This window comes from Sporosarcina koreensis (assembly GCF_000826145.2).
Taxonomy (GTDB): Bacteria; Bacillota; Bacilli; order Bacillales_A; family Planococcaceae; genus Sporosarcina; species Sporosarcina trichiuri.
The window spans coordinates 1066061-1090288 of sequence record NZ_LN651337.1 but is presented as its reverse complement, the minus strand read 5'-3'; the positions used below and the strand labels follow the sequence as shown (position 1 = coordinate 1090288).

Sequence of the window (24228 nt, the reverse complement as noted above, 5' to 3'; positions counted from 1 at the left end):
TGTTCATGAATGGAGGGAGTCAGATGGAATACAGCTATCCGATACGGGCCGACTGGTCGACAGAGGAGATTGTGATGGTCACCGAGTTTTTCAATGCGATTGAACAAGCATTCGAGAACGGAATCACGCGAAGGGACCTCCTGCAGGCGTATAATGCGTTCAAAAAAGTCGTTCCGTCCATGGCGGAAGAGAAAACGCTTTTCAGGGAGTTCAAGGAAGTGAGCGGTTACGAGAGCTACAAAGCCGTGAAACCGGCCAAGGAAGGCGCCGACGGGGACCTCATCAAAGTCGGAGCAATCTGAACAAAAAACGATTTGGGCAGTGTGCGGTACAAGCATACTGTCCAAATCGTTTTTTACCGCTTATTGCCCGGCGACCTTCTCATATACGGGCAGGAGTGTTTCGAATGTCTCGTCTGCATATGCCAGGAATTCCTCTTCGGTCATCCGGGCAGCTTCCTCACGCTTCAGATGACGCCCGACGAGGAATTCGGCCTTCTTGACATCGTTCAGCCGTTCCAAGAGCTTGCGGATCCCTTCTTCGCCCACTTCCCCGATCGTTTGGGCGTCAGGCTTCATATGATCCCCTGAGACGATATAATCCGAAGGGAGCGCGGTCAGCAGCTTTATATCGTTCTGCAGGCGCTCGGAAATCCCTTTTTTGTCAGGGTTCTCATAAATGACCGCCAGTATGATGAACAGATGGGTCTTCCACAGGCCGATCTGGAAGTGCGGAAGCGCCTTGTAGCCCCGTTTTGCAGGTGCGAAAGCGACCCAGCTGTCCGACGGCGGATTCACCGTGCGCCGGGCGTGTTTTGCAATATGAGCGAAGAATTCCCCTTTTCCCCACGCCGAAAGAATCGGCGCATACCGGTCGCCGAGCATGGCGAACTTCGGCTGGATCTGGTTTTGCAGCGCACTCATGCGTGCCTCCAGTCCGGGTAATTCGAATACGGTAAAATCCATCTCCGTCCAGAAGGTTTTCGACAATTCATATTCCCCTTTCCTTTTTCCGTGTTTATAACTAAAGGCAATGGGGAACAATTTAAGACAAGAGGGCATACAACTAGTTGTCCCAACGGTTCCCGCATATCTTATGGTAACAGGAAAAGGCACATACTTTCAAAAAAGGGGTGTTCACCATGAAACAGGTCGTTCATGTGATACGCAAAGCTGACGTTGAGAAGGAATTCCTGAAAGTGCTGAACTTGGAACTTGACTATGAATTGGCCACTCTCCATGATGCACTGGAGGAAGAGGATGCCAAGCAGATTGCGAAAAGTAAAAAACGGCTCACTGAAATCCATAGTGAACTGGAGAAACTGAATGGGTTTTAACTTGATACCTATCCTTTATCATTAGAAAGGCCTCTGGTCATTGTTCTCTGAAAAGGGATCATGCACAGGAGCCTTTTTTGTTTGGGGCATACAAGCTGTGCTATACTGAGGGAAGCAGAACTGGAGGGATCGGACATGGACTGGGGGGCTATTGACCGTTATGCGAAATCGCTCATTAAAGAAGCGGGGCACCATATAAGATATTCATTTTTCACCGATATAGAAGTTAGTGCAAAATCCTCGCCGGACGATCTCGTGACGAATATCGACAAGGAGATCGAGCAGTTCTTCATCCGCCGCATCCGCCAGGACTTCCCTGATCACCGTATTATGGGGGAGGAGGGTTTCGGGGACCGGATCGATTCTCTGGATGGTGTCATCTGGTTCCTGGACCCGATCGACGGGACGATGAACTTCATCCATCAGAAACGGAATTTCGCCATTTCGCTCGGAATTTACCGGGACGGTATCGGAGAACTCGGGTATGTCTATGACGTCATGGCGGACGACCTGTATTCGGCAGCGCGAGGCGAAGGGGCCTATCTGAACGATATCCGGCTTCTGCCCCTGCAGGAAGTTGAGCTGGAGCAGGCGATCATTGGCGTGAATGCGAGCTGGGTCGCGCCGAACCGCTATGCGGAGCACGAACCGATGATCGAACTTGTGAACCGCTGCAGAGGGACACGCTCTTATGGCTCTGCCGCTCTTGAACTCACACACGTAGCAGCCGGGAGGATCGATGCGTACTTGTCGATGCGCCTGTCGCCATGGGATGTTGCAGGCGGAATGGTGATTGCAGGCGAAACAGGCGCCGTTGCATCCAATATGGATGGGGAGCCGCTCAGCCTCCTCGGCCAGGAGACATTCGTTGTCGCGAACCCGTCGCTGCATCAGCGGCTGCTGGATGACCATCTGAAATTGAAAAAGTGAAGAACAGACCGGGCAGCCGGTTCGTTCTTCACTTGTCCATTTTATAGAAGACCTTGTTCACGGTATTTCTTTTTTGTTTTGAAGCCGTTGCCCATGACCAGCACAAGGGAAAGTATGGCCGCGAAAGCGAGCAGATAGCTTTTCACGCCGACCGCAATCCCGATCATGAACATCGAAAGAATCGCACCCAGGGAGTAGACGACGAACACCCATTTGACATTTTTCAAAAAAATACGCCTCCCGATAAAAGTAAATCGTTTTTTCTCGATGGTTCTTGTGCTATAATAACACAGTTAATCAACTGAATAAAGACAGATGGAGTGAAACAATGACAACTTTACGCAATGATATTAGAAATATAGCCATTATCGCCCACGTTGACCACGGAAAAACGACACTGGTCGACCAGCTGCTCAAACAGTCGGGGATCTTCCGCTCGAACGAGCATGTCGATGAGCGGGCGATGGACTCGAACGAACTGGAACGCGAACGCGGAATCACGATTCTTGCAAAGAATACAGCAATCGAATACGAAGGCACAAAAATCAACATTCTGGACACACCGGGACACGCCGACTTCGGCGGGGAAGTGGAACGGATCCTCAAGATGGTCGACGGTGTCGTGCTCGTCGTCGATGCATTCGAAGGCTGCATGCCGCAAACCCGTTTCGTCTTGAAGAAAGCCCTGGAAATCGATTTGAAGCCGATTGTCGTCGTCAATAAGATCGACCGCGAATTCGCCCGTCCGGAAGAAGTGGTCGATGAAGTGCTGGAACTGTTCATCGAACTCGATGCCAATGATGACCAGCTTGAATTCCCTGTCGTCTTCGCCTCAGGGTTCAACGGAACAGCGAGCCTGTCACCGGATCCTGCTGATCAGGAAGATACTTTGAAAGTGCTCTATGATGCAATCCTCAACAAAATTCCTGCGCCGGTCGACAACCGTGACGAGCCGCTCCAGTTCCAAGTATCGCTTCTCGATTACAGCGACTACATGGGCCGTATCGGTATCGGCCGCGTCTTCCGCGGAACAATGAAAGTCGGTCAGCAGGTAAGTGTCATGAAACGGGACGGTTCGGTCAAGAACTTCCGTGTCACGAAAATGTTCGGATTCCTCGGTCTGAAACGGATCGAGATCCAGGAAGCGTATGCGGGCGACCTGATCGCCATTTCAGGAATGGATGATCTGGATGTCGGCGAGACAGTCTGCCCAACCGATCATCAGGAAGCACTGCCGCTCCTGCATGTTGACGAACCGACACTGCAGATGAAATTCCTCGTGAATAACAGTCCGTTTGCAGGCAGGGAAGGCAAGTGGGTCACATCCCGGAAGATTGAAGAACGCCTGGAGCAGCAGCTGGAAACAGACGTATCGCTCCGAGTGGATCCTACAGATTCCCCGGATGCCTGGATCGTATCAGGCCGCGGTGAACTGCATTTGTCCATCCTCATCGAGAATATGCGGCGTGAAGGGTTCGAGCTGCAAGTATCGAAGCCGGAGGTCATCGTGAAAACGATTGACGGCCAGCGCTGTGAGCCTGTGGAGAATGTCCAGATCGACGTGCCTGAAGAGTATACCGGCGCTGTCATCGAGTCGATGGGTGAGCGGAAAGGCGAAATGCTGGACATGGTGAACAACGGAAACGGACAAGTCCGTCTGACATTCCTTGTACCGGCACGCGGCCTGATCGGGTATTCGACCGACTTCCTGACGCTGACCCGCGGCTACGGTATCCTGAACCATTCATTCGCAGAATACAAGCCGATGTCTGCAGAGAAAGTCGGCGGACGCCGCAACGGAGTGCTCGTCTCCATGGAAAACGGAAAAGTGACTGCGTACAGTATCATGCAGCTCGAAGACCGCGGCACGATGTTCGTCGAAGCGGGAACTGATATTTATGCCGGCATGGTCGTTGGCGAAAACACGCGCGAAAATGATATCACCATCAACCTGACACGTGTGAAGCACGCGACAAACGTCCGTTCCGCAACGAAGGATCAGACAGTATCGACGAAGAAGCCGAAGCTGCTGACACTTGAAGAAGCCCTTCAATATGCAGCGGACGATGAGTACTGCGAGGTCACTCCGGTATCCATCCGCCTGCGGAAGAAGATCCTGGATAAGAACGAACGGGAAAAAGCGCAGAAAAAGAGCAAATAAGCTGCGCAGGGAAAGGAATGTGTTGAATGAAGGTGGAGGATTCAGAGCTCGTAGCGACGAAGATGTCCGGGATCGCAAAGTTCATCTATGAACTGATGCCGAATTTCGATGCCGCCGGCTACGTGCTGTTCGCCCTCGTGTTTTTACTGTCGGCCCTCGTCTATAAGCTGGGGTTTGCCAGGAAACTGAGACCGGTGCAAAATCTTGTCATTTACATCTTTTTGTTCATCGGCTGCCTCGTGCTGACGTTCTTAGCATTTTTCCTTCCGATTGTGGAAGGACTGATCGTGGCGGCACTGATTCTGATCATTTACAGAGTCCGCCGTCTCAACGAACACAAAAAAGATCCAGTCGCATAATTTGCGGCTGGATCTTTTTTTAGAATCCGTCTTCAGCGGGATGGGAACTGCGGCGGAATACATAATGACCGCTTTCCTTCCGCTGTTCGGTCAATGCACCGATCCGGTCCCTGCAGGATTCACACATGAACGTATGGATCGGCCGGTTCCGGAGCTTCTTCGCCAGCGGATCCTCATCGTCGAGTTTACTGATTTCATCGCATAGTACACATTTCACGCGCATTGCTTCACCTCATTTCAGCTGATCCGGATGGAAGTGACACCTTTGATGGGGCTGTCCAGATTGGATCCGTCTTTTTTCAGGATATGGACCGGTCCGTCTTCTTTGATCGGCTTGCCTTTGAGGCTGAATTGGAAGATCAGGTTCTTCGCTTCCTCGATGGGGAAGTCGACATCCCCTTGCGCCGTCACGAATGTCATCGTTGCTGCATCGGGGGCCGGTTCGGCGTTCTTCAGGAACGGTTCGAAAATCATGCCGAACGTTCCGGTCAGCATTTTCTGCTTCTCGTATTTCTTTTCGGATTTCAAAGTCGGAGGATAGGTTGCGCCTTCCATGATTTCACGCGACCAGTGCTTGCCCATCCGTTCTTTGTAATCTTCCATTTCGTCGATCTCCTCTTGTTCCGTCGTGAAATAGGTGTCCAGGTCGATCCGGCGGTCATCGAATATCCAGACAGTCGGATCTATTGTAATCGTATGCTTGACGTTTCCTGTGATCGGTATGATGGTTTCCAAAGTAAAGCCTCCCAGCTCAGTCATATGTCAGTACCAGTATAACGCCTTTTGCGTCCGACCGGTAGTCATCCAGCCGGGCGACTGCACTCTTTCGGGAATTACTTGCAATTTCGACGCTATAAAGCTACAATTTAGGGTATAGCACCTTGCAGAAAAAAGAGGTTTGGGGGGGCGTCCTCATGGATACGGAAGTGCAGGAAACATATCAGGAGAAGGCTATCATGCAGCTGCAGGCGGATGCAGATAAGATCGCACAGCTCATTAAAGTGCAGATGGATAACTTGACGATGCCGCAATGCCCTTTGTACGAAGAAGTTCTGGACACACAGATGTATGGGCTGTCCCGTGAAATCGACTTTGCTGCCAAGCTCGGCCTAATTGACAGGGAACGCGGAAAGAGTATTCTTTCGGCTCTCGAAAAAGAAATGAATATATTGCATGAACTCAGCATGAAAAAATAAACAAAAGACTCAAACTCACTCACAGTTTGAGTTTTTTATTTACAGATACGAGGGATTTTTCTTGAAAAGTTATGCCAAGCGGCTGTTCCGCCATTTTGATTTCCCACTATTTTTCATATATTTAGTATTGCTCCTGTTCGGTTTGGTCATGGTCTACTCCTCCAGTATGGTATGGGCTGCCAACCGGTATGGGAAGCCGGCGGACTACTTCTTCAGCCAGCAGCTCAGAAGCGTGTTCATCGCAATCCCGGCGTTCCTCTTCACGGCATTCCTTCCTTACAAACTGTACAGGAAGAAGCAGTTCATGATCATATCGGTATTTGTCATGCTCGTCCTGCTGCTTCTCGTCCATTTCATCGGTTTCGGAGGCGAAGTCGGATCGCAGAGCTGGATCAATCTCCCGATCGGCAGCCTGCAGCCGTCAGAAGTCGCGAAGATTGTCATGATCATCTATTTTGCAGGCGTGTTTGCGAACAAATATGACGCCGGTACCATCAACAGTATCAATAAAGGGATTGCACCGCCAATCGTCATCCTTGGGCTCGCTGTCGCGTCTGTCATGTCCGAGACGGATATCGGTGCAACCTTTATCATCATTACAACTTCGATCTGTGTCATGGCCGCAAGCGGCATCAATCTGAAAACTTTCGGCAAACTGAGCGGATTCGTTGCCGGAATACTTGTCCTTGTCGGCATCTTCCTGTTCTTCACATGGGATAACATAATGACAGAGGGCAGGCTCGGGCGCTTTGCTGCGTACCGTGCACCTTTCGAATACATGCAGGGGTCCGGCCTCCAGATCGTCAATGGTTTCATTGCGATCGGCGCGGGCGGCCTGTTCGGCCTGGGACTCGGGAACTCCGTCCAGAAAATGGGCTACTTGCCGGAGCCGCACACGGATTTCATCATGGCGATCATTTCCGAGGAACTCGGAATCTTCGGTACGGTAATCGTTATCGGCGGTCTCGGCTTCCTTGTCTTCCGTGCATTCTCACTTGCACTGAAGACGGCTGATCCGCATGCGAGGATGCTCGCTTCCGGCATCGGCGCCCTGATCGGCATCCAGACATTCGTCAACTTGGGCGGCCTGACAGGGCTCATTCCGCTGACGGGTGTCACGCTTCCGTTTATTAGTTATGGCGGAACTTCGATTATTCTGTTATCTTTAGCATTAGGAATATTGATGAATATTTCAATGTTCACGAGATACGAAAAGAATAAATAGAAAAGGGCGTGCCGAAGGTGGAAATGAAATCGATCAAAAAGATTCTGGTTGCAAACCGCGGGGAGATTGCAATCCGTATTTTCAGAGCCTGTACAGAGCTTCAGATCCCGACAGTCGGTATCTATTCAGCAGAAGACCGCGGGTCGTTCCATCGTTATAAAGCAGATGAATCCTATCTGGTGGGGGAAGGGAAGAAGCCAATCGATGCCTATCTGGATATCGAAGGGATCATCGACATCGCAAAAAGGTCCGGTGCCAATGCCATCCACCCCGGATACGGTTTTCTGGCGGAACACGAAGAATTTGCGGCACGTCTTGAACAGGAAGGCATCATTTTCATCGGGCCGACCTCGCGTCATCTCGATATGTTCGGAGACAAGGTCAAAGCACGCACGCAGGCTGTCCGGGCGGGCATTCCGGTCATTCCGGGTACGGACGGACCGGTACGTTCTGTGGAAGAAGTGGGGGCGTTCGGTACTGCCCACGGCTACCCGATCATCATCAAAGCTTCACTTGGCGGAGGCGGACGCGGCATGCGGATCGTCGAGCGGGCTGACGATGTTCAGGAAGCTTTCAGCCGTGCGAAGTCGGAAGCGAAATCAGCATTCGGCTCCGATGAAGTGTATGTCGAAAAGCTGATCCGCAATCCGAAGCATATTGAAGTGCAGATCATCGGTGATACACATGGAAATATTGTACATTTGTATGAACGTGACTGTTCAGTGCAGCGCCGGCATCAGAAACTCGTCGAAATCGCTCCGGCCATCTCGCTCTCAGCTGAATTACGACGGGAGATCTGTGATGCGGCTGTCAAGCTGATGGCGAATGTCAGTTACATAAACGCCGGAACCGTGGAATTCCTGGTGGCAGATGGCGAGTATTACTTCATCGAAGTGAACCCCCGTATCCAGGTGGAGCATACGATCACCGAGATGGTGACCGGCATCGATATCGTCCATACGCAGATCTTCGTAGCGGATGGCGGGAATCTGCACACAGGCCATGCTGCAGTGCCGGAACAGGAACAGATCCCCTTGTTCGGGTATGCAATCCAAGCGCGCGTCACGACGGAAGATCCGCTCAATGACTTCATGCCCGATACAGGCAAGCTGTCAGTATACAGATCAGGAGGAGGATTCGGTGTCCGGCTGGATGCAGGGAATGGCTTCCAGGGTGCCGTCATCACACCTTATTATGACTCCCTTCTCGTGAAAGTATCGACATGGGGAACCACATTCAGGGAAGCAGCGGCCAAGATGGACAGGAACCTGCAGGAGTTCCGGATCCGGGGCATCAAGACAAACATCCCGTTCCTTGAAAATGTCGTCCGGCATGAAAGTTTCATAACAGGGGACTATACGACGAACTTCATCGACGAGGCTCCTGAATTATTTGAATTCCCAGTTAAAAAAGACCGTGGAACGAAAGTGCTCAACTATCTGGGGACGATCACCGTCAACGGCTTCCCGGGAATCGGCCGCGGTTCGAAGCCGGTCTATGGCACTCCCCGCAAGCCGGAACTGGATCTGTCAGTACCGCCGAAGCCAGGAACGAAACAGATATTGGACGAACGGGGTCCCGAAGGGCTGGCAGAGTGGGTCAAGGACCAGAAGGATGTCCTGCTGACGGATACGACATTCCGGGATGCACACCAATCCTTGCTGGCCACTCGGGTCAGGACGGCCGACATGACAAATATCGCAGCGGAATCCGCGCGTCTCATGCCGGATCTGTTTTCATTCGAAATGTGGGGCGGCGCCACATTCGACGTGTCCTACCGGTTCCTGAAAGAGGATCCGTGGGAACGGCTTGCACGCCTGCGGGAGCAGATCCCGAATGTCTTGTTCCAAATGCTGTTCCGCGGCGCCAATGCGGTCGGCTACAAAAACTATCCGGACAATGTGATCCGGGAATTCGTGAAGGAAGCGGCCTCTTCCGGCATCGATGTCTTCCGGATCTTCGACAGCCTGAACTGGATCAAAGGCATGGAAACGGCGATCGATGCCGTCCGCCAGGAGAACAAGGTCGCAGAAGCGGCTCTCTGCTATACAGGCGACGTGCTCGATCCGATGCGGACAAAATATTCGATTTCCTACTATAAAGAGATGGCGAAGGAACTGGAGAGCGCCGGCGCGCATATCCTTTCATTGAAGGACATGGCCGGACTGCTGAAGCCGGAAGCTGCCTACCAGCTCATCTCCGAGCTGAAAGAGACAGTGGCCATTCCGATCCATCTCCACTCACATGACACGAGCGGCAATGGGATCGCCATGTACAAGCGGGCGATCGAAGCGGGTGTCGATATTGTCGACACGGCACTCGGCGCCATGTCCGGCCTGACCTCCCAGCCGTCCGCAAACTCGCTCTATTATGCGCTGCAATACGGCAGCCGGGGTGTCCGGACAGACATCCAGGCACTTGAGGAGCTCTCCTTCTATTGGGAAGACGTCCGTGCCTACTATTCCCATTTCGAAAGCGGGATGATCAGCCCTCATTCAGAAGTCTATGTCCATGAAATGCCGGGCGGCCAGTATTCCAACCTGCAGCAGCAGGCGAAGGGTGTCGGGCTCGGAAACCGATGGAAAGAGGTCAAGGATATGTTCTCCCGGGTCAACATGCTGTTCGGGGACATTGTGAAAGTGACACCGTCTTCAAAAGTGGTCGGCGATATGGCGCTGTTCATGGTCCAGAATGATCTCGATGAGAAAGCGGTGCTCGAGCGCGGACAGTCGATCGACTTCCCTGAATCCGTCATCGAATTCTTCGAGGGGTATATCGGACAGCCATACGGCGGATTCCCCGAGGAACTGCAGAAAGTCGTGCTAAAAGGCCGAAAGCCGCTGACGGAGCGGCCGGGCGAACTGCTGGAAGCAGTCGATTTCGAAAAGGTGAAAAAGGACCTTGCCGAAAAATTGGACCGTCCGGTGACGATGAAAGACGCTCTGGCGTCTGCGCTGTATCCGAAGGTGTTCGATGAATACGCGGCGATCCATAACGATTTCGGCAATCTCTCGGTCATCCAGACGCCGGAGTTCCTGTACGGCATGCGGCTCGGCGAAGAGATCGAAGTCGAGATCGAAAAGGGGAAGACCCTCATCGTCAAACTGGTGTCCATCGGAGAACCTCAGGCGGACGGCACGCGGATCGTCTACTTTGAACTGAACGGCCAGCCGCGTGAAGTGGTCATCCAGGACGTCAGTGTCGAAACGGATGTCGTGAAGAAGCAGAAGGCCGATCCGGGCAACGACGCGCACATTGCCGCAACGATGCCGGGCACTGTCCTCCAGGTGGCCGTGTCGAAAGGCGACCGCGTCCGCCGCGGCCAGCACCTGCTGATCACCGAAGCGATGAAGATGGAGACAACCATCCAGACACCGTACGATGGCGTCGTGAAAGAAATCCACGTCTCGCCGGGGGAAGCAATTTCAACAGGCGATCTCCTCATAGAGCTGGAGCATTGAATACGAAGACACCCGCCGGAATTTCGGCGGGTGTCTTTTGGCTATGGAAAAGATATATGGCTCATCGATACGGAGATTTGCTCATAAACTGCCGGATTCCGCTCATAAACTCGGGAAAGTGATCATAAAAAGAGGATTCCGCTCATAAACTCGGGAAAGTGATCATAAAAACCAGATTCCGCTCATAAACCGGCGTATCCGCTCATAACTTCACAATTTCCGGCTCCTGCAGGCGGATTGCTGCGCCCTGTTGGCACCCTGCCCCGTGCGCTGCGCGCCAGTAAAAGCCTGGCTTGTCGGCTCCGCTGCGCTCCGCATTTTCTGTGGAAATTGCATGGCAAAGGTGCCTTCTCCTCACGAAGTGATCATAACTTGGCGTTTTCGCTCATAAACTCGGGAAAGTAATCATAAATCTCGGATTCCGCTCATAAACCGGCGAAAGTGATCATAAACTGCAGATCCCGCTCATAACTTCACAGATTCCTTGGGTCCGCACCGTGTGAAATAGCCGGCTGGCCACAAGAGGCACTACCGGATAAACCGGTTCCGCCCTGAAGGTAATTCCCCTACAAAAAACAGCCGCCTGGTGCAAGAAACCAGGCGGCTGTTCATCTTACGGCTTATGCACACGCACGCGGGACAACAGCAGAATCATATACGTGAGCAGTCCGAACAGCAATGTGATGAAGAGCGAATGGAGAAGCGCCACTATCAGATTGAGCCGTGTGAAGACGGACAGCATGCCGGTGACCGCCTGTGCGAGCACAAGCAGAAGGGCGATCGACCAGCCCCAGAGGAGCACTTTCTGATCACGGTAGTTGCGATAGACATGGAACGCGATATACGCGAGCCACACGACGATGAGTGCCGCAGCCGTCCGGTGGCCCATCTGGACCCATTCGTTCAGCGTGGATGGCAGTTCGAAGCGGTCATTCCGGCACAGCGGCCAATCCGCACAGGCAAGACTCGATTCCGTGTGACGGACGAGCGCGCCTGTGTAGATGACGAGATACGAATAGACGGTCACGCCGATCGTATGGAATTTGAGTGTCCGTCCGACTTTCAGACGGTCGGCATCGAACTTCTTATCGACTTCGAATATGAGCAGGGTGAGCAGCAGGACAGCCGCAAAGGAAATAAGGGAAATCCCGAAATGCAAGGCGAGGATGAAATCGCCCTGCCCCCACTTTACCTGCGCTGCCCCGATCAGAGCCTGGAGTATCAGGAAGAACACCGCCATGAATGCGAGGAATTTCGTTTCCCGCACGTGGCCGATCGCTTTCCAGGACCAGACGGCCAGCACGACGATCAGGATTCCGACCACACCCGTGACGAGACGGTGGGAGAATTCGATGAGCACTTCGGTCGTGATCTCATCAGGGATGAGCTGACCGTTGCAGCCCGGCCAGTGACGTCCGCAGCCCATTCCGCTGTCGGTTTTCGTGACGAGCGCACCGCCCAGCATGATGAGCAGCATCCCGATTGTCGCAGCGACTGCAAACCACTTCAGATAATTATATCGTTTCAAGCGTAGGCACCTTCTTTTGATAAATATCGACCAGCAGACAGGTCTCTAATTTTCAATGATAGAGAATCCCGTGTTAAAACACAATGGCGGAATGGGAGAACCGGCAGGACAGACCAGTTTTTCACAAAACGTTCATAAAAAAGACCCGATAACTTCACAAACGGCAGCAAGTAATGATTTACTATAGAGGGTGCACTGTATAAATCCTCGCAAGACTGTGCAATTCTATACAAATTGCGTTTATGTATAGAAATTGTGAAGGATTTTCGATATAGTTAAGTATAGCGGTCATTTTCAACCGGTTATTGAAAGGGGGAGTCAAATGTCGAACAGTCGGACGACTGCTGCACAGACAGCACCGGAGACTGCAATCACACCAACATTCTTGAAAGACTTCTTGGCCTTGATTAAAATTGGGATTGTGAATTCCAACTTGATTACTGCGTTCACAGGTCTCTTCTTGGCATTCCAGTTTGCCGGCGTCAGCTTCATACATAGACTGGATCTCATGATTGCAGTGCTTTTTGGAACCGCCCTCATCATTGCCGGCTCGGCCGCACTGAACAACCTGATCGATCGGGATATCGACCCGATCATGACACGGACAAAGACAAGGCCGACGGTCACAGGACGTTTCAAAGCACCTGCAGTTCTCGCAGCCGCACTACTTTTCATTCTAATCGGTGAAATACTTCTGTTCTCAGCGAACACGGTGACAGGCCTTCTTGGTTTCGCCGGAATATTCAGTTACGTTGTGCTCTATTCCATGTGGTCGAAGCGCCGACACGTCTCCAATACGATTGTCGGAAGCCTTTCCGGAGCTGTCCCTCCGCTGATCGGCTGGGCTGCTGTCGACCCGACGCTCGGTCTCGGTGCATGGGCGCTCTTCCTTATCATGTTCGTCTGGCAGCCGCCTCATTTCTATGCGCTTGCCATGAAGAAGACGGAAGAATACCGGGCTGCCGGTATCCCGATGCTCCCAGTCGTCAAAGGATTTGCGCGGACGAAGAAATCCATGCTCGCATGGGTCGTGCTGCTGTTCCCGCTGCCATTTCTGCTGAGCGGACTCGGCACTGCATTCATCATTCTGGCGACGCTGCTGAATATCGGATGGCTGATGCTTGCGCTGAATGGATTCCGTGCAAAAGACGATTTGAAATGGGCGATGTCCATGTTCATCTACTCATTGAATTACATGACAATCTTGTTTGTCTCGATGATTATCTTCTCGATATTCATCTAACCCATCGGAATTCTTTCTTTGACAGGAATTCATTATAGAGAGGTCACTGCTCCTCAAATGGAAGAAAAACATTATTGGAAAGAGAGGGATTATGAAGCGATGATGAAAGGACTCAAAAAATGGCGTCTCCTGTCCTTGTTAGCTGTATTGACTGTTTTCTTGGCAGGCTGCGGTCAACAGGAATTATCTACGCTTTTGCCGGCCGGCCAGGTAGGTAAAGACCAGTTCAAGCTGCTTATGCTTGCTTCAGGTATCATGCTGCTCGTCATTATTGTCGTAGTCGTAATTTATGTATTAGCACTGATTCGTTTCGGCCGTAAGAAACGGGGAGAAGACTTCATTCCTGAACAAACGGAAGGAAGTCAGAAACTGGAGCTGATCTGGACGATCATCCCGATCATCCTCATCACAATCCTCGCTGTGCCTACTGTGTATTACACATACAAACTGGGTGATGTGAAAGCGATGGAAGAAGTCGACGATGACGGAAATGCGAAACACCTCGTTGTCGATGTCACAGCCAAGCTGTACTGGTGGGAATTCGGTTATCCCGATCTCGGTATTGTGACGGCACAGGAGCTGGTCGTGCCGACAGACGAGAAAGTATACTTCAACTTGAAGGCAGCTGACGTCAAGCACTCCTTCTGGATTCCTGCAGTCGGCGGTAAGCTGGATACGAACGTCGAGAACCTGAACAAGTTCTATCTGACGTTCGATCAGGAGTCGAAAGATCTGAAAGACGGCGTATTCTACGGTAAATGTGCCGAGCTCTGCGGACCGTCCCACTCCTTGATGGACTTCAAAGTCAAAACTCTCCCGCGTGACGATTTCAACACATGGGTGAAAAACATGAAGGCGACAGCGGATAAAACCGAAGTTGCCAATGCAGATGGTGAAGAAGTATTCAAATCCAGCTGTATCGGCTGTCACGCAAATTCAGGTGTCGGCGACAGCGGGGCGCAAGGGCCTAACCTAGCAGCCTTCGGTGACCGCAACCGTGTTGCCGGATTCATCGAACACGATAAGGAACATTTGAAAGAATGGATCAAAAATCCACAGAAACTGAAACCGGGCAACAAAATGCCTTCTTTCGAAGATCAGCTGTCCGATCAGGAGATCGACGACTTAGCTGAATACCTGCTTGGCCTTTCCGTTGAGCAGTAACACGCAATGCGATATTGAAGAGGAGGGTAAAACAACGTGAGTTCTGTTGCTCAAAAGAGAAGTTTCGGCGCAGCGTTCTGGGATTGGATGACAACAGTCGACCATAAGAAGATCGGTATTCTATATCTGATCGGCGGCGGTTTCTTCTTCGTCCTCGGCGGAATCGAAGCGATGCTCATCCGTATCCAGCTGCTACAGCCGAACAATGACTTTGTTAGTGCCGGTCTGTACAATGATTTAATCACGATGCATGGTACCACTATGATCTTCCTGGCAGCCATGCCGATATTATTCGGGTTCATGAACTACATCATGCCGCTCCAGATCGGTGCCCGTGACGTAGCATTCCCGTTCATCAACTCACTCGGATTCTGGATGTTCTTCTTCGGGGGACTGTTCCTGAATATTTCCTGGTTCCTCGGCCAGGTGCCTGATGCAGGGTGGACATCGTATGCGTCCTTGTCCATTGCCTCACCAGGCCACGGTATCGATTTCTATGCGATCGGTCTTCAGATCGCCGGGGGCGGTACGCTCATGGCAGGGATCAATTTCCTTGTCACGATCATCAACATGCGCGCACCAGGTATGACATACATGCGGATGCCGCTGTTCACATGGACGACGTTCGTTGCGTCCGCGATGATCCTGTTCGCATTCCCGCCGCTGACTGTCGGATTGTTCTTCCTGACATTCGACCGGATGTTCGGTGCGAATTTCTTCGACCATACAATGGGCGGAAACACAATCATCTGGGAGCATATTTTCTGGATCTTCGGTCACCCTGAAGTATATATCCTGATTCTCCCGGCGTTCGGTATTTTCTCCGAGATCTTCCCGATCTTCTCGAGAAAGCGCCTGTTCGGATATCCGGCGATGGTCTTCGCGACTGTGCTGATCGGATTCCTCGGCTTCATGGTATGGGCTCACCATATGTTCACTGTCGGTCTTGGGCCTACAGCGAACGCGATTTTCGCGGTAGCGACAATGGCGATCGCCGTTCCGACCGGTGTCAAGATCTTCAACTGGCTCCTGACGATCTGGGGCGGAAGCATCCGTGTCACGACACCGATGCTGTATGCACTCGGTTTCATCCCGTCCTTCGTAATGGGCGGTGTCACAGGCGTCATGCAGGGTGCTGCGCCTCTTGACTACCAGCTGCACGATTCGTACTTCATCGTCGCCCATTTCCACTACGTCATCGTCGGTGGTGTCGTGCTTGCGATCCTGGGCGGTCTGCATCTGTACTGGCCGAAAATGTTCGGTACAATGCTCAATGAAGCACTTGGTAAGATCACGTTCATCTTCTTCTTTGTCGGTTTCCACTGTACGTTCCTGATCCAGCACTGGCTCGGGTTCTGGGGAATGCCGCGCCGTGTCTGGACATATATGGACGGACAGGGCTGGAATACTGCCAACGTGATCAGTTCAGTCGGTGCGCTGCTGATGGCTATCGGTGTCATCGTACTGGTCATCAACATCATCATGACGGTTGCGAAGAACGAGCGGATCGGAAACGACCCTTGGGGAGACGGACGTACGCTCGAATGGGCGATCCCGTCACCACCGCCGTTCTACAATTTCACGGCCACTCCGCTCGTCCGCGGATTGGATACAGTCTGGATCGAGAAGTCCGAAGGCAACATGACAGGCCTTACGCCTGCTGAGCCGATTACGGATATCCATATGCCGAACGGTTCCATCATTCCGTTCCTCATGACATTCGGTCTGTTCGTCGCAGGATTCGGTGCTATGTTCCACCAGGAAACGTCTTGGGGTCTGCCGGTGCTGATCTTCGGTCTCGCCTGGACATTCGTTGCAATGGCAGCGCGCTCATTGAAAGATGATCTCGGTTTCCATGTCACGAAAGAACAGATCCAGCGCGATGTGGACAATGCAAGTAAAGGGGGTCGTATCTGATGGATTTGAATAAGAAATTCACCCCGGAAACGTGGCCGGAACATCCGGAGCGTGCGACACTCGAAGCAAAAAACAAATTTGTCGGGTTCTGGCTCTTCCTTGGCGGGGAGACGATCCTGTTCGCGACGCTGTTCGCAACGTATATGGCTTTGAAGAACAAAGGGCCTAGCGGATTCGGTTTCTCCACTCAGGAACTATATGAACTGCCATTGGTCTTTGTCATGACGCTGCTTTTGCTGACGTCTTCACTGACAAGTGTGTACGCCATGCACCATATGAAGAGCTTCAACTTCAAGAAAATGCAGCTGTGGCTCGGGATTACGGCACTGCTCGGACTCGGGTTCCTCGGACTGGAAGTGTATGAGTTCTCCCACTATGTGAAAGAAGGATTCACGTTCGGCAACAGTGCGTTCAGTTCTTCCTTCTTCACACTTGTCGGAACGCACGGTTTCCACGTTGCGATTGGGCTCGTATGGGTTACACTGCTGCTGTTCCGTAATGCGGGACGCGGGCTGAACTTGTATAACGCGACGAAGTATTATACATTCTCGCTCTACTGGCACTTCATTGACGTTGTGTGGGTATTCATCTTCACAGTAGTTTACTTGATGGGAGTGATCGGATAACATGGCAGAAGTAGAAATGTACAAGAGAACACCTGTCGAGCAGGACTTGCTCGTCCGCCGTTCGAAAGAAACAATGCGCGGCCAGGTGATGATGTTCTCTCTTATGATTTTCATGACGCTTGCCTCGTTCACGTTCGTTGTAGCTTATCAGCAGGGAGTCGACGGCTTCACGAAGTATCTTGTGATTCCGGTACTGTTCCTCTTTGCGGCTGTTCAAGTAGCACTGCAGCTTTATTATTTCATGCATATGAAAGACAAAGAGCATGGCGTTCCTCAGATGTTCATGTTCACTGGAGCCCTTCTCGGCTTCCTGATCCCGCTTGCATTCGTCACGATTGTATGGTGGTAAGCAGTTCAACAACCTCCGACTTCGGCCATTGGTCCAAGTCGGGGGTTTTCTGTTTTGTCTGATGTCAAAGAACGTTCATTGTGTTATCCGTCCGGACGTTCTATAATGAAAACAGAACTCATAAAAGGAGCTGGGGCAATTGCCGTTAAGCATATTTGGCTTCCGGGCGCTGTGGAGCCCGTATTTTTTCATCTTTCTCGCTGCATTGACCTTCCTCTATTTTCTGCTGACGAAAAAATGGAGATCGCGTTTTGAAGGGACTGAGCCGGTGACGAACCGGCAGATCATAACATTCCTCTCGGCGATGGTCCTTCTGTATATTGTGAAAGGATCACCGATGGACCTGATGGGGCATATCCTGTTCTCGGTCCACATGTCACAGATGGCGATCCTGCTGCTGATGATCGCACCGCTCTTCATCATCGGGATTCCGAATTTCCTATGGAAGAAAGTGTTCAGCTATCCGAAGATTGCGAAAGTCATCCGGTTCTTCACGAAACCGGTCATCAGCCTGCTGCTGTTCACACTGATGTTTTCACTCAACCACTACCCGCTCGTGCTCGATACCATCAAGCTGAGCCTGCCGTTGCATACAGCGTTCACGCTCGTCCTTTTCGCATCAGCCTTGTTCCTCTGGTGGCCGGTCTTCAACACACTGCCGGGTGAGCCGAAGCTGCATGGTCTGAAAAAGATCGGCTATGTCATCCTCAGTGCCATCTTCCTCACACCTGCCTGCTCGCTCATCATCTTCGCAGATGTGCCGGTGTACGAGACGTACAACAGCGGGGAAGCGTGGCTGCAGGCAATGGCTCTCTGCGTGCCGGCCGGAACCTTGTCAGGCCTGTCGATTTCCGGGCCGGAACTGTTCACCAGTATGCCGTCCGTCTATGATCAGCAGCTCGGCGGAATTATCATGAAAGTCATACAGGAACTGCTGTATGTATTCATCATCGGCAAGGTCTTCTTCACCTGGGCTCAGGAAGAGCAGGACAATGCCGACGAAATCACGCAGAGAGACCTGCTGGAACGCAAAAAGCTGTCTGTACACGGATAATCACTGTACCCTGAATAGAAATGGAGAACGCCTATGGACATCCCTTTTTTACCGACGCTGAGTACCGCACTCATTGTCCTGTCGGGTGTGCTCGTCATCATCGGATGGGTTCTCATCAAGAAACAGCACAGACAGGCGCATAAGAATGTCATGATTGCTGCGGCGGCCGCGGCACTGATGTTTCTGATCATCTACTTGTCCCGGACTGTTATTGTCGGGAACACATCCTTCGGCGGTCCGGACAGCATCAAGATCTATTACACGGTATTCCTGATCTTCCATATCTGCCTGGCAACGTTCGGTGCTGTGCTCGGTGTGTTCTCGCTGGTGACCGGGTTGAAGGATAACCTGCCCAGACACAGGAAGCTGGGCCCCGTCACAAGCCTTGTGTGGGTGTTTGCAGCACTCACGGGCGTTGCGGTCTATCTGCTGCTGTACGTCTTCTACAAAGGCGGGGAAACCACCTCTATGATCAAAGCCATCCTCGGATTCTGACGAAAAAACACGCATACCCGCTGACGGGTGTGCGTGTTTTTTCGTTGTGCCGGTCTATATTTTGAAATTCAGCTTGATGATCCCCGCCTCAATCGCGGTCGTGAACAGGATGACGACCATCGGGCCGATGAAGAACCCGAGGACACCGAATAGCTTCAGGCCGATGAACATGCCGATCAGCGTCGGAAGCGGCGACAGGCCGATCTGGGAGCCCATCACTTTCGGCTCGACCGTCCGCCGGATGATCAGGAGGACAGCCGCCAGAATGGCCAGCTTCGTTCCCATGGCGACATCGCCGCTGACAAATTCATAGAGCGCCCACGGTGCCAGGATGATGATCGAGCCTAGTATCGGAATGACGTCGATGATCCATATGATGATTGACATGACCACTGCATATCTCGGCACGATCAGGAGCAGGCCGACAAAGGCTGCCGCCAGGATGATGAAGCTGACGAGCAGCTGCGCTTTCAGGAATCCGATCACTGTGGCATTCAGCCGTGTTGTCATGTACCTGACTTTTTCAGCTGTCCTGATTGTAAGGCGGTTGTACACTCCCCGTTTCAGCTGCGGCAGTTCCAGCATGAATAGGAACAGGGCGATCAGGAATACGATGAAACTGACAAGGAAATTCGGGATCTCCGCTGCGAGTGCGATAATCCGTTCGTAACTCACCAGTTCAAGGAGCGATGTCTGCATGGACTTGAGCGCCGCCGTGAACTGTTCTTGTGTCGCTTTCACAATATCCGATGGAAGACCGGATGTGTACCTCAGCAGTTTGTCCTGCATATCGATCCAGACGCCTGACAGCGAGTTCAGATACTCAGGTGCGTCTTTCGTGAACTGGACAATGCGTCCGATCAGCGACGTGACAGAGTAGTAGATCCCGACTGCCACAAGCAGGACGACGAAGATGAAAACGGAAATGACCGCAAGCTTCCGCTTCCACTTGAATCTCCGCTCCACAAGTTTCACAAGCGGGTCGATCAGCAGAGCGGTCAGCAGCGCCAGAATGAGCGGTATGGAAACCGGGAGTATAAAAACTAACGCAGTGATGGCGATCACTGCAAAAAGCAAAATGAACAACGTTCTCTTTGTCAACCACTTCGACACCCGGCATACCTCCAAAACGTGTATTATATCTATTATAGCCAATCCGGCTGGAAATGGATATGCAAAAGGCGAGTGTTTCTGATATAGCGGGGCGGCAGAACAAAAATGCCGGCGGCCTGTCTACGGACAGACCGCCGGCGTCTCTTAGTGCCGGATCAGCGTTATTTCAAATTTACAGCCTGCAGGTCTTTCACGAACGCTGCAATCGTCTTCTTGCAGTCGTTCACGACGAATGGCGGATAGAACTCGTCCTCGCCGTATTCGACGCCATGCGGATAGTAATGCTTCCCAAGCTGCGGTGTGATGAATTCCAAAACTGCATCATTGCTGCCGATATCGCCGCCGGGTGTGATAGCGTAGACGCGAAGGTAGTAGATCCCTTCTGCGACTGTATATTTCTTGTCGAACGTCACACGCTCATAATCCCACTGGCCGGCCAGAACCAGGTCATACTTGGCCGCGACTTCTTTAGCGATCGGAAATGTGACCGAAATGTCTTCCAAACCTGTGTTGATAAAGTCCATATCCCAATTTCCTCCTTAAACAGCAGTTCATCGATAATGATTCGTCTTTAATCATAGAACAAAAGGGGAGCGGTTGCAATGGCAACATTGTGGCGCCGGCTGCTGTCCGGCAAACGGGTGGGAAAAGAGTGACTTCCTGCCGGCAAGTCCATTACAATGGAGGAAAGACAGTTCGCGTAAGGAGGAGGGAGAACGTGAAACGGATCTGGAAAGTGGCACTGCTGTTAGTTGTGGTCCTGGCGTTCTTCTATTTTTGGGATGACGGGTTCAAGGAGAACGATCCGCTCGAGTCCCCTGTCAAACCAGGAACGGCCATCAGCGGGGGGGAAGGGCTTCAGCAGCAGGAGGAAGGCAGCATGGCCAAACGGCCGGACCGCGGGATTTCTACATTTGTCGGTAAACCGGCATCCGAACTGCTGGAAGCGTTCGGGAATCCGGAACGGAAGGACTTGTCGGCGTTTGGCTTCGAATGGTGGATCTACCCCTCTGATCCGATGGTGATGGCTGGAGTTTCAGATAACGTGGTGAACCAGATCTACAGTGGAGACCGGGAGGCGGATGTCTATCCATACAGCAATGGGCAGAGCAGTGAGGACATTTACCGGAGCTCCCTCATAGAATCGGAACTGGCGGTCGGCGAGGGAGACAACCAATATACATTTGTCCTGAACGGTGAGGACATCAAGAATAAGATGCTGATCCAGTATGACGGCCTGTTCGCACAGCTCTATATCGACGAGACACAGGGGGAACTGGAAGCCGTGCGGTTCGTCGAGCCGATGACACTTGTGAAGCAGCAGCCGTACGACCTTTTCTATAAAGGTGAGATGGTGGACGTCAAGAAACCTTCATCGGAAGACCAGTTTGCTGTCGATCGGGCACTGGAACGGCAGATTCTCGATATTACGAATCTGTACCGGGGGAATCACGGACTGAATAAGCTGAAGAAGGACTACCGGCTGCAGGTTGTCGCCCGGGAACACAGCAAGGAAATGGCGCTGGAGAATTACTTTTCACAAGATTCGCCGACATCCGGGACACTCGCCAACCGGCTGAAGCTGGCGGACATCGAGGTGAAGAAGGCTGGGGAGAACATAGCGCTGAACTATACGGACGCCATCGAGGCCGTCCATGGCTGGCTGAATTCCCCTGCACACCGGGACGTGCTGCTGGATGAAGATTTCACCCATATCGGAACGGGTGCCTACGGCAATTACTATACACAGAATCTTGTTCAGGAAATCGAAAAACCGGCTCCCTGACAGTCAAGGAGCCGGATGGACCCATGTGCCTTCCTCGGTTCCGGCAATCCCTCGTATATAGAGAGGGGTTGCTGTTTTTTTTGCATAATCAGCAGCGCGCTGCTGGATGATCGGATGACCGGTCTGCAGGAGGGGCAGGAATTGGTCGATGGTCAATTCTTCGAGTTTGCGTGCACCTTCATGCCGACGGGGATCGGCAGTCATGACGCCGGGGACATCCTTGAAGAACTCGACATGCCGGGCGTTCAGGCAGCTGGCGAGCACCACCGCAGTGAGATCGCTGCCTCCCCGGCCGAGTGTCATATACTCACCGTCTCCGCTGATACCCTGGAAACCCGGAATTATGACGCAAGGCACCTGCTTGAATGCCTGTTCGTAGGCGCTTGTCTCCACTCGGCTGATTGCCGCATTACCGAATTCCCCTTCTGTGAAGATGCCGGACTGGCGGCTGTGCATCACTTTGTTCGCTATGCCCGCTTCTTCAAGTTCGGCACTCAGCACTGCTGAGGCAAGCAGTTCACCGCAGGAGGCGGCGAGATCAGAGGCCGCTGTTCCGGGATGGAAGGACGGGGTGATCGACAGGAGCCGGTCAGTGGAATAAGGGCTCTCCTGCCGTCCGATTGCGGACACGACTACAACTGCTTTCCCGTGCTCCAGCAATCCTTCACGAATCCGCTCAATACATAACCGGCGCTGCACCCTATCCTTCATGGCAGCGCCGCCGAATTTTTGTATGATCATCTCTTCTCCCAACTTTCCTCGTGACATTTGCTCATGATGTTTCATACCTTACAGTAGGTTCATCCTTACTATATTCTGCAGGTTGGAAAACGTTCGGGAAGGAGTCATATATAATGCATCTGATTGAGCTGCTGAAAAACTGGCCGTGCACGGTGAAAGGGGAATGGCGGGATGTCAAAATCAGGAGTGTTACGGAGCATCCTGCCCGCGTCTCTCGGAACAGCTTATTTGTCGCACGGAAAGGCGCTAGGTTCGACGGTCACCAGGCGATCGATGAAGCGATTGCGAAAGGGGCGGCTGCAGTGGTGATCGACCGTCCGGTTTCTTCATTGAAACTTGCAAAATGGGCAGAGACAGGAACGGCGATCGTGACTGTGCCGGACAGCAGCAGATTCCTGTCGTACAGTGCTGCAGAACTGGCAGGCAACCCATCGGAAGAGCTGCAAGTCATCGCTGTGACAGGAACGAATGGTAAGACGACAGTGACCCATTTCATCGGTCAGCTGCTGAAGGAAACAGGTGTGAAAGCGGCTGTCATCGGAACGACGGGCTGTTATATAGACGGGAAGCGGCTGGACATCCCGATTCCTTCATTGACTACACCGACCGCGGAGTACCTGCATCCATTACTGCAAGTGTGCAGGCTGGAAGGTGTCACACATGTCGCCCTGGAAGCCTCATCCATCGGTTTGGAAAGAGGACGGCTTGCTGACTGTGCCATCGATATCGGCATCCTCCTCAATGTCGGCACGGATCACCTCGAAGACCATGGCGGCCGGGAAGCGTATGTCGCAGCCAAAAAGAAGCTGGTCACCCTGTCCCGTCAGGTCATCGTCAACGAGGAAGACCCCGTCTGCATGAAGATGGCGGAAGACGCTGCTGTGCCGGTATACAGATTCTGCCGCAGCGAGTATATCGGCTGTTTGGCGTCCGGCAGCATGATCAGCAAGATGCCGACCGGACTCCATAACAGGCTGAATGCCATGGCCGCTGCAAGTGCGGTCCGGCTGCTCGGCATACCCGAACAGGTCATAGAACGGTCGTTCAGTGCGCTGGCGCTGCCGCCCGGCCGGCTCCAGCTCGCGGAAAGTGTGAACAGAAGGGTGTATATCGATTACGCCCATTCACCGGATGCACTGGAAGCGGTCCTGCAGGCGGTCTCCGGGCTGAATCCGAAAAGGCTTGTCTGTGTATTCGGGTGCGGAGGGAACAGGGACCGTGAGAAACGGCCGCTCATGGGGCGGATTGCAGAGAAGTACTGCGACCATGTCGTCATCACATCCGATAATCCGAGAGATGAGGACCCCGGGATGATTGCCCAGCATATACTGCACGGCGTCAAGCATCCGCATAAGATAGAGGTCGAGCTGGACCGTCGGACGGCGATCCGCAGGGCGGTAGGCAGCAGCGGGCCGGATGATATTGTCGTGATTGCCGGCAAAGGGCATGAGACTGTCCAGATCATCAATGAAGACAGCATCCTCTTTTCCGATTATGAAGAGGCGATGGAAGCGCTGAAGGCGGATCAGCTCCTGTAAGAATCA

General features: G+C 52.5%; 25 protein-coding genes. 17 read left to right on the top strand and 8 right to left on the bottom strand.

The window, feature by feature from the left end:
• The first annotated feature begins 23 nt into the window (after positions 1-23).
• Complete coding sequence (locus BN1190_RS11210; protein WP_040286980.1) at positions 24-302, top strand: UPF0223 family protein; 279 nt, start codon at positions 24-26, stop codon at positions 300-302.
• A gap of 60 nt (positions 303-362) precedes the next feature.
• Here the strand turns inward: BN1190_RS11210 and BN1190_RS11205 are convergent, their stop codons facing one another.
• Positions 363-989, bottom strand: a complete 627-nt coding sequence (locus BN1190_RS11205) for a YktB family protein (RefSeq protein ID WP_040286979.1) — start codon at positions 987-989, stop codon at positions 363-365.
• 152 nt (positions 990-1141) lie between these two features.
• Between BN1190_RS11205 and BN1190_RS11200 the strand changes: the two genes are divergently transcribed.
• Positions 1142-1336 (top strand): hypothetical protein, encoded by a 195-nt coding sequence (locus tag BN1190_RS11200; RefSeq protein WP_040286978.1) that lies wholly within the window; start codon positions 1142-1144, stop codon positions 1334-1336.
• A gap of 135 nt (positions 1337-1471) precedes the next feature.
• Positions 1472-2266, top strand: coding sequence for an inositol monophosphatase family protein (locus tag BN1190_RS11195; RefSeq protein WP_040286977.1), 795 nt, complete (start codon positions 1472-1474; stop codon positions 2264-2266).
• A 41-nt stretch (positions 2267-2307) separates the two neighbouring features.
• On the opposite strand, the gene BN1190_RS11190 is transcribed toward BN1190_RS11195, so the two are convergent.
• Positions 2308-2493 carry a YlaF family protein gene (locus BN1190_RS11190; protein WP_040286976.1) on the bottom strand — a complete coding sequence of 62 codons (186 nt, stop codon included), beginning with the start codon at positions 2491-2493 and terminating at the stop codon, positions 2308-2310.
• Positions 2494-2594: 101 nt separating this feature from the next.
• On the opposite strand from BN1190_RS11190, the gene typA reads away from it, so the two are divergent.
• The gene (gene typA / locus BN1190_RS11185) at positions 2595-4427 is read left to right on the top strand and encodes a translational GTPase TypA (RefSeq protein ID WP_040286975.1); all 1833 of its coding nucleotides are present in this window, start codon (positions 2595-2597) and stop codon (positions 4425-4427) included.
• A 26-nt stretch (positions 4428-4453) separates the two neighbouring features.
• The gene (locus BN1190_RS11180; RefSeq protein WP_244898710.1) at positions 4454-4786 is read left to right on the top strand and encodes a YlaH-like family protein; all 333 of its coding nucleotides are present in this window, start codon (positions 4454-4456) and stop codon (positions 4784-4786) included.
• A gap of 19 nt (positions 4787-4805) precedes the next feature.
• Here BN1190_RS11180 and BN1190_RS11175 read toward each other — a convergent pair whose 3' ends face one another.
• Entirely contained in the window at positions 4806-5009 is a 204-nt protein-coding gene (locus tag BN1190_RS11175) for a YlaI family protein (RefSeq protein ID WP_040286974.1), read from the bottom strand.
• A 14-nt stretch (positions 5010-5023) separates the two neighbouring features.
• Positions 5024-5521 carry a hypothetical protein gene (locus tag BN1190_RS11170; RefSeq protein WP_040286973.1) on the bottom strand — a complete coding sequence of 166 codons (498 nt, stop codon included), beginning with the start codon at positions 5519-5521 and terminating at the stop codon, positions 5024-5026.
• A gap of 179 nt (positions 5522-5700) precedes the next feature.
• Here BN1190_RS11170 and BN1190_RS11165 point away from each other — a divergent pair, with 179 nt between their 5' ends.
• From BN1190_RS11165 to pyc, 3 genes are all read left to right on the top strand, one after another.
• Positions 5701-5982: a YlaN family protein gene (locus BN1190_RS11165; RefSeq protein ID WP_040286972.1), complete on the top strand. Its 282-nt coding sequence runs from the start codon at positions 5701-5703 to the stop codon at positions 5980-5982.
• A 61-nt stretch (positions 5983-6043) separates the two neighbouring features.
• A complete protein-coding gene (locus BN1190_RS11160) occupies positions 6044-7207 on the top strand; it encodes an FtsW/RodA/SpoVE family cell cycle protein (RefSeq protein WP_040286971.1) in 1164 nt (387 codons plus the stop codon).
• A 23-nt stretch (positions 7208-7230) separates the two neighbouring features.
• Positions 7231-10668 carry a pyruvate carboxylase gene (pyc, locus tag BN1190_RS11155; protein ID WP_040286970.1) on the top strand — a complete coding sequence of 1146 codons (3438 nt, stop codon included), beginning with the start codon at positions 7231-7233 and terminating at the stop codon, positions 10666-10668.
• Between the two features lie 613 nt (positions 10669-11281).
• Here the strand turns inward: pyc and BN1190_RS11150 are convergent.
• Positions 11282-12196 (bottom strand): COX15/CtaA family protein, encoded by a 915-nt coding sequence (locus BN1190_RS11150; protein WP_040286969.1) that lies wholly within the window; start codon positions 12194-12196, stop codon positions 11282-11284.
• Between the two features lie 322 nt (positions 12197-12518).
• Here BN1190_RS11150 and cyoE point away from each other — a divergent pair, with 322 nt between their 5' ends.
• The 7 genes from cyoE (at position 12519) to BN1190_RS11115 (ending at position 19044) form a co-directional block, all read left to right on the top strand.
• Positions 12519-13439 carry a heme o synthase gene (gene cyoE, locus BN1190_RS11145; RefSeq protein ID WP_040286968.1) on the top strand — a complete coding sequence of 307 codons (921 nt, stop codon included), beginning with the start codon at positions 12519-12521 and terminating at the stop codon, positions 13437-13439.
• A gap of 99 nt (positions 13440-13538) precedes the next feature.
• A complete protein-coding gene (gene coxB, locus BN1190_RS11140) occupies positions 13539-14603 on the top strand; it encodes a cytochrome c oxidase subunit II (RefSeq protein ID WP_040287289.1) in 1065 nt (354 codons plus the stop codon).
• Positions 14604-14639: 36 nt separating this feature from the next.
• Positions 14640-16520, top strand: coding sequence for a cytochrome c oxidase subunit I (gene ctaD, locus BN1190_RS11135; protein WP_040286967.1), 1881 nt, complete (start codon positions 14640-14642; stop codon positions 16518-16520).
• Positions 16520-17146: a cytochrome c oxidase subunit 3 gene (locus tag BN1190_RS11130; protein ID WP_040286966.1), complete on the top strand. Its 627-nt coding sequence runs from the start codon at positions 16520-16522 to the stop codon at positions 17144-17146. The genes ctaD and BN1190_RS11130 overlap by 1 nt, the downstream gene beginning before the upstream one ends.
• A gap of 1 nt (position 17147) precedes the next feature.
• A complete protein-coding gene (locus BN1190_RS11125) occupies positions 17148-17495 on the top strand; it encodes a cytochrome C oxidase subunit IV family protein (protein WP_040286965.1) in 348 nt (115 codons plus the stop codon).
• Positions 17496-17634: 139 nt separating this feature from the next.
• Complete coding sequence (gene ctaG, locus BN1190_RS11120; RefSeq protein ID WP_040286964.1) at positions 17635-18549, top strand: cytochrome c oxidase assembly factor CtaG; 915 nt, start codon at positions 17635-17637, stop codon at positions 18547-18549.
• Positions 18550-18582: 33 nt separating this feature from the next.
• A complete protein-coding gene (locus BN1190_RS11115; RefSeq protein WP_040286963.1) occupies positions 18583-19044 on the top strand; it encodes a DUF420 domain-containing protein in 462 nt (153 codons plus the stop codon).
• Between the two features lie 54 nt (positions 19045-19098).
• Here the strand turns inward: BN1190_RS11115 and ytvI are convergent, their stop codons facing one another.
• Together ytvI and BN1190_RS11105 are read right to left on the bottom strand one after the other, a co-directional pair.
• Complete coding sequence (ytvI, locus tag BN1190_RS11110; protein ID WP_040286962.1) at positions 19099-20157, bottom strand: sporulation integral membrane protein YtvI; 1059 nt, start codon at positions 20155-20157, stop codon at positions 19099-19101.
• 161 nt (positions 20158-20318) lie between these two features.
• Positions 20319-20681 carry a YugN family protein gene (locus tag BN1190_RS11105; RefSeq protein WP_040286961.1) on the bottom strand — a complete coding sequence of 121 codons (363 nt, stop codon included), beginning with the start codon at positions 20679-20681 and terminating at the stop codon, positions 20319-20321.
• A gap of 194 nt (positions 20682-20875) precedes the next feature.
• Between BN1190_RS11105 and BN1190_RS11100 the strand changes: the two genes are divergently transcribed.
• Positions 20876-21943, top strand: a complete 1068-nt coding sequence (locus BN1190_RS11100) for a CAP domain-containing protein (RefSeq protein WP_040286960.1) — start codon at positions 20876-20878, stop codon at positions 21941-21943.
• A gap of 3 nt (positions 21944-21946) precedes the next feature.
• Here the strand turns inward: BN1190_RS11100 and BN1190_RS11095 are convergent, their stop codons facing one another.
• Positions 21947-22684: an aspartate kinase gene (locus tag BN1190_RS11095; RefSeq protein ID WP_040286959.1), complete on the bottom strand. Its 738-nt coding sequence runs from the start codon at positions 22682-22684 to the stop codon at positions 21947-21949.
• Positions 22685-22797: 113 nt separating this feature from the next.
• Here BN1190_RS11095 and BN1190_RS11090 point away from each other — a divergent pair, with 113 nt between their 5' ends.
• Positions 22798-24222, top strand: coding sequence for a UDP-N-acetylmuramoyl-L-alanyl-D-glutamate--2,6-diaminopimelate ligase (locus BN1190_RS11090; RefSeq protein ID WP_040286958.1), 1425 nt, complete (start codon positions 22798-22800; stop codon positions 24220-24222).
• The last annotated feature ends 6 nt before the right edge of the window (positions 24223-24228 follow it).